This is a genomic window from Thermoanaerobacter sp. A7A (assembly GCF_000445185.1).
In the GTDB taxonomy this organism is placed as follows: Bacteria; Bacillota; Thermoanaerobacteria; order Thermoanaerobacterales; family Thermoanaerobacteraceae; genus Thermoanaerobacter.
On sequence record NZ_AVAF01000145.1, the window covers coordinates 1 to 5,972 of the forward strand.

The following is a 5,972-nucleotide window of genomic DNA, read 5'->3' on the forward strand; positions in this document are numbered from 1 at the left end:
TCTTGAAATAGTAGAAGCTGTCCAAGTATTAAAAGGTCATGGTTCTAAAGATTTGTTGGAAGTATGTATGCTACTTGGTTCTGATATGCTTCAAATTGCAGGCGTTGCAAAAGACGATACGGAGGCGAGGGCAAAACTAAAAGAAGCACTTGATAGCGGAAAAGCCCTACAAAAATTTAAAGAATTTATAAAGGCTCAAGGTGGAGATGAAAGAGTAGTTGACGATTTATCACTTTTACCACAGGCTAAGTATATAAGACCTTGGATTGCCGACAGAGATGTATATATAAAAGACCTGATGGCTTTAGATTTAGGTCTTGTAGCGATGAAATTAGGAGCGGGAAGAGAGAAAAAAGAAGATACAATTGATTTAGCTGTTGGCATAATGTTAGGTGGGAAAGTTGGAGATATAATTAAGAAAGGAGAACCTATTGCGACGATATATGCCAATGATGAAAGCAAATTAGGTTGGGCTTTTGATGAAATCAAAAAATACATTCTTCTTTCAGATGAGCCTGTAGAAAGGCCAACATTAATATTTGAATAGCATTTTGAGCGATTCTTCCTAAAAAGAATCGCTTTTTTATGTTAAAGTTCTATTAATTAAAGCCGATAAATATATATTGAGGTTTTATCAAATCTACTTTAGAAGGGGAGAAGTGTTAAATGGGAAAGACTATCCGTGCTTAACTCATACGTTCATTTGTAATAATAGGAGTCCTCATTGCAATTTTATCTTTAACAGTTAATTTAGGTATTATTAATACTATTAAAAATATTGAAAACCTGAGAAAATATGTAGTTAATCAGGTAATCAATGTATCAAGTGCTCAAGTTCAAATTGCAGTGTTAAGCGGCAACATACAGCAAACTTTAAATGATTATATAAGCGGGAATACAACGAATTTTTCTGTTGGAATTCCCATACGTTCAATGGAAACATATATATACAATATTCAAAACAGACTGGAAGACTACAAAAGCACAAAAAGCTATGATACTCTCAAGAAAGACTTAACAGCTATACAAGAAGATATACAAAATTTAAAAAAAGCAGTAAATAGTTTACCTGAAAAATATAATCCAGTAGAAGATAGCGATAAAATAGTTAACATTACTTATTATTTAAACCATCTGCAAAGTGCTTTAAACGATTTTAGTTCTACATATTCTCAAGGTTTCTTGCCCTATTTTAATAATATGATACAGGAGAACCAAAAGACTTTTTATGTTTCATTAGGAGTTAGCATTATAATTGCTATTCTAATTTTAATTTATGTAATAATGATTGTGAAAAAATTAAGAAAATTTGCAAAAATTATCAATTCCGAAATTGACAATGCAGTAAAACAATCAGAGAAAGTCATGAATTATGCGGTAAACATAAGAGATAAATCAGAAGAAAATACTATGAACATAACTTCTTCAAAACAAGGTTTAGAGGATTTAGTGAATGGGATTAACATAATTTCAGAAAATATAAATGAAGTTGCTGAGTCTATTACTAAAGTTTCGGAGACTAATGAAAATTTGTCACAAGTTTCCGATAAACTTATGAGAGACATGAATGAAGCAATGATGAAAATCAAAGAAATAGAAGAAAATGCAAACAGGCAAGGTGAAGAAGTTAAATCATTAATTGAATCTTTACAAGAAAGCTTGGAAAACTCCAAAAATACTTCAAAACAATTGAATGAACTAGAGAAAAGAATGGGTGGTATAAAGGATATTCTTTATTCAATATCAGATATAGCTGAGCAGACGAATCTTTTGGCACTTAATGCGGCAATTGAAGCAGCAAGAGCTGGAGAAAACGGAAGAGGATTTGCAGTTGTGGCAGAAGAAATAAGGAAACTTGCAGCGCAATCGACAGAAAGTGTAGAAAGAATAGGAGAGATAATAGAATCTCTTACCCAATTTACAAGAGATACTGTTGATAATGTTATCAAAAACATTGATACTTCTACAAAAGCTTCCAGCGAGGTGAATAAAGTATTGGATATATTTGAACAGACAAAAGAAGGATTTGACAAAGTTTCTGATATTATTAGTGAAATTTCTGTTGCGGCAGAAGAGACAGCTGTAAGTTCTAGTCAAACACTACAAGCCATGAGAAACGTAATGGCAGCATCACAAAATATATCTGCACAGGTAGAAGAATTATTGGCTTCTTCGCAGCAACTTTTGGCAGAGATAAATGTAGTAGATGAAAATAATTTAAAAAATCTTGAACACATAAAAGAACAGGTTGAATATACTGAAGAGCAAAAGTCTAATATGCAAAAAATTACGAATATCGTAAAACAACTATAATCTTGACATAGATACCCTATATGGTTTATAATTTATTCAAACAGCGTGCGACGGGTTACGGCATGAGCTGGTAAGGTAACTATTACCTTACCGGCTTTTAATTTTTCGAAAGGGAGGATTTTTATGAAAAGAATATTTGAACTTACAATGAAAGACATTGAAGGAATGGACAAAAATATGCTTATTGAAACGATAAGGACTTCTGAAGGAAGGACGGTAATGGCAGAGACTATTGTAACAGTTCCACCGCTGGTTTATGGAGTATCAAATATGGAACTGGCAGCTGCGTTTGGGAGTGACATGATTACGTTGAATTTTTTTGACTTTCAAAAACCATTTATTTTTGGCATAGACGATATAGGAATAAACTTTTCGGCTGGGCCTTCTGAATTACAAAAAATAGTCAAAATAGCTTACAAAAACGCAGAAGATTTTGACTATATTAAGAGACTCAAAAAGATTGTTGGAAGGTTTATAGGTGTAAATATAGAGCCAGTTCCTGAAGGAGTAAAGTATGTAGAGGGACGAAAATTAAAAAGAGAAAATCTTTTAAAAGCTAAAGAATACGGTTTTGATTATGTCGTTATAACTGGGAATCCCAATACAGGGATAAGTGTCAGCACGATAATAAAAGGAATAGAATTAGCAAAAGAAATTTTTGGTGAAAATATGATGGTCATTGCTGGAAAAATGCACGGTGCTGGCTCAGGAAACATATATGAAGACGTAATTTTAAAAGATTTTGTAAAAGCAGGTGCTGATTGTGTTTTGATACCAGCGCCTGGTACTGTTCCAGGAATTGATTTAAATCTTGCAAAAAGACAGATAGAAGCCATCCATGAATCAGGTGCATTAGCAATGACTACAATTGGCACATCACAAGAGGGTTCACAAAAAAGCACAATAGAATTTATTGGGGTTCAATCAAAAATGGCAGGGGCAGACATACAGCATATAGGAGATGCAGGATATGCAGGAGTAGCACTTCCTGAAAACATAATGGCACTGTCTATTGCCATAAGAGGAGTAAGGCATACTTATAGGAGAATGGCATATTCTTTGAATAAGTAATAAGTATATACTTTATCTTCTTTTGGCAATGGCGTTATCAGAAAACTTTGTAACAAGTCACTCCGTATGCAAAACATCTCCTTTGCGAAAGTTTGTCAACAGTGTGAAATTGTTTTTCAAATAATTTAATGAGAAACGGGGTGTGATTTAAAGATATATGCAAATTTATCAATAATTAGTTATTGACAAACTGCAAAATAGATTATATAATATTCGTAAACGAATACTAAATTACGGCGTGTTACTGCAAAAGCAGGCATGAGCCGGTCAAGGTGTTATTACCTTGCCGGCTCTTTTTGTTTAAATGCCTGAAAAATAAAAATAAGGAGGTTTTTATATGAAGTGGTTAGCAAGTGTTCAAAAACTTGGTAAAGCCTTAATGCTTCCAGTTGCTGTGTTACCTGCAGCTGCGTTGCTTTTGAGGCTTGGCGCACCTGATGTTTTCAACATTCCTTTTATTATGCAAGCAGGTGCAGCGGTATTTGACAATTTACCTCTCATCTTTGCTATAGGTATTGCAATAGGTTTTGCTGATGGAGATGGTGTAGCAGCTCTTGCCGCAGCAGTTGGCTATTTTGTACTGACAAAAGGTGCGACAACTATAAACAAAGATATCAACATGGGAGTTTTAGGCGGTATTTTAATGGGTATCATAGCCGGTTATCTGTATAACAAGTATCATGATATTAAACTTCCTGATTTCTTAGGCTTCTTTGGTGGAAAAAGATTTGTGCCTATTGTAACAGCTTTCGCGGCAATTGTGTTAGCTTTTGCAATGGGATATGTATGGCCTCCAATACAGAATGGCATATATGCTGTAGGTGAATGGATAATTGGAGCGGGAGCACTTGGAGTATTTGTATATGGTGTACTCAATAGGCTTTTGATTCCTTTTGGACTTCATCACGTTATAAACAGTCTTGTCTGGTTTGTATTTGGTACTTTTAAAACAGCAGCTGGCAAAGTTGTAACTGGGGATTTAAACAGATTCTTTGCAGGCGACCCAACAGCAGGAACATTTATGGCAGGGTTTTATCCTATTATGATGTTTGGGCTTCCAGCAGCAGCACTGGCTATGTTGGCGGCAGCAAAGCCAAACCAAAGAAAAGCTGTGTCTGGTGTGTTAATAAGTGCAGCTCTTACAGCATTTCTAACAGGTATTACAGAGCCTATTGAATTTTCATTTATGTTCTTGGCGCCAGTACTTTATGTAATACACGCTCTTTTGACAGGTTTATCTCTTGCTATAACTTATGTTCTTGGTATAAAGGATGGCTTTGGCTTTTCAGCTGGTCTCATTGACTATATCTTAAGTTATGGTATAGCTACAAAACCTCTTTTGCTCCTTCTAATAGGTATAATTTATGGTGCAATATACTATGTAATTTTCTACTATATAATAGTGAAATTCAACCTGCCAACTCCTGGCAGATTAGAAGAAGAAGCTGTTGACCAATATGCAGACATGTCAAAATCAGAACTTGGTGATATTGCTGCACAATACGTAGAAGTATTGGGTGGAGCAGAAAACATCCAGTCTTTGGAGGCTTGCATAACAAGGTTGCGCTTGACTGTGAAAGACGATACAATAATAGACGATGATAAACTTAAAAAATTAGGAGCAACAGGTGTTATGAGAATGGGCAAAAATGCATTGCAAGTAATTGTTGGTACAAAAGCTGATTTGATTGCACAAGAAATGAAAAAACACATGAAAAAAGCAGGAGGTAAAATTTAAGGTGAAAATGTTTTAGGCGGCCGTAAACTGGCCGCCATCAAAATTATTTTAAGAAGTTTGAAATATATGGGTATAATAAGATATTATAAAAAATACAGAAAGGGCTGATTACATGTTTAACATATTTAAAAAGAAAAAATACGTAGATATATATTCTCCTATTATGGCAGGTTATTAAAAATTGAAGATGTCCCAGACCCTGTGTTTTCTCAAAAAATGGTAGGAGATGGAGTGGCATTAGAACCTAAAGAAGGTATAGTATATTCACCGGTTAATGGCACTATTATACAATTATTCCCTACAAAACATGCTTTGGGAATAAAAACAGAAGAAGGTTTGGAGGTACTAATTCATATTGGGATGGATACAGTAGAAATGAAAGGAAATGGATTTGAAAGTTTTGTTTCCGAAGGTGAAAAAGTGAAAATAGGAGATAAGTTGCTTAAATTTGATATGGAATTGGTTAAAAAAGAACATCCCTTGACATCTCCAATTATTATTACTAATATGGATATAGTGGATAAAATTGTAAAAGAATCTGATGGTGAGGAAGCAAAAGCAGGGAAGACAAAGATTATGAGAGTATACCTCAAGTGAAAAGTGAGGTATTGATTATGTATCGAGTAATAAAAGTTCTTAACAATAACGTGTGTATGGCAAAGGATGATAAAAATGTGGAATGCATAGTTGTGGGAAAAGGTATAGGATTTGGCAAAAGACCGGGTGATATTATTGAAGAAGACAAATTAGAGAAAATATTTTATGTACAAGAGGATGTTAATAAGATTAAATTTTCTGAGTTAATGGAAAAGATAAGAGGAGATGTAATAGGGATTGCAGAAGAAATAAT

At 34.2% G+C, this 5,972-nt stretch carries 4 protein-coding genes and 2 pseudogenes; all 6 read left to right on the plus strand.

Features of this window, described 5'->3' with window-relative positions:
* A pseudogene (deoA, locus tag M663_RS0111295) lies at window positions 1-547 on the plus strand (pyrimidine-nucleoside phosphorylase); the annotation flags it as partial.
* A 146-nt stretch (window positions 548-693) separates the two neighbouring features.
* Window positions 694-2,313: a methyl-accepting chemotaxis protein gene (locus tag M663_RS14845; RefSeq protein ID WP_337954501.1), complete on the plus strand. Its 1,620-nt coding sequence runs from the start codon at window positions 694-696 to the stop codon at window positions 2,311-2,313.
* A 123-nt stretch (window positions 2,314-2,436) separates the two neighbouring features.
* Entirely contained in the window at window positions 2,437-3,384 is a 948-nt protein-coding gene (locus M663_RS0111305; RefSeq protein WP_029688987.1) for a hypothetical protein, read from the plus strand.
* Between the two features lie 337 nt (window positions 3,385-3,721).
* On the plus strand, window positions 3,722-5,122 hold the full coding sequence (gene nagE / locus M663_RS0111310) for an N-acetylglucosamine-specific PTS transporter subunit IIBC (protein WP_004402526.1): 1,401 nt from the start codon (window positions 3,722-3,724) through the stop codon (window positions 5,120-5,122).
* A 112-nt stretch (window positions 5,123-5,234) separates the two neighbouring features.
* A pseudogene (locus M663_RS14850) lies at window positions 5,235-5,719 on the plus strand (PTS glucose transporter subunit IIA).
* A gap of 17 nt (window positions 5,720-5,736) precedes the next feature.
* Window positions 5,737-5,972: CAT RNA binding domain-containing protein (locus tag M663_RS0111320; protein WP_029688988.1), on the plus strand; the 236-nt coding region annotated here is incomplete at its 3' end.